Raw genomic sequence first — 406 nt, 5'->3', positions numbered from 1 at the left:
TAAGCTAGAAAATGGTCATATCAAACTGCCAAAAATCAAAAAGCCAATAAAAATGAAACAGCATAGAGAGATACCTGCTGATTATAAAATGAAATCCTGTACCATTTCCAGAACAAAGTCAGGAAAATACTATGTTTCCGTACTAACAGAATACGAAAAAGATATACAGCCTAAAACAATAGAAAATGTCATTGGGCTAGATTTTGCTATGGCTGAATTATACGTGAGTAGCGAGAATGAGAAAGCCAATTATCCTCGTTATTATCGTGTGATGTCAGAAAAATTAGCAAAATCCGGGCGCATTCTGTCCAAACGCAAGAAAGGTTCTGCACGTTGGAACAAGCAACGACTAGTAGTGGCTAAATTACATGAGAAAGTGGCGAACCAACGCATGAATTTTCTTCAT

At 36.7% G+C, this 406-nt stretch carries 1 protein-coding gene; it reads left to right on the top strand.

The window, feature by feature from the left end:
• Positions 1 to 406, top strand: a 406-nt coding sequence (locus IC21_RS08700) for an RNA-guided endonuclease TnpB family protein (protein ID WP_035180794.1), incomplete at both ends; no start/stop codon positions are given.

The organism is Heyndrickxia coagulans DSM 1 = ATCC 7050 (genome assembly GCF_000290615.1).
Lineage (GTDB): Bacteria > Bacillota > Bacilli > Bacillales > Bacillaceae_C > Weizmannia > Weizmannia coagulans.
This window is presented reverse-complemented; position numbering and strand designations above follow the sequence as displayed.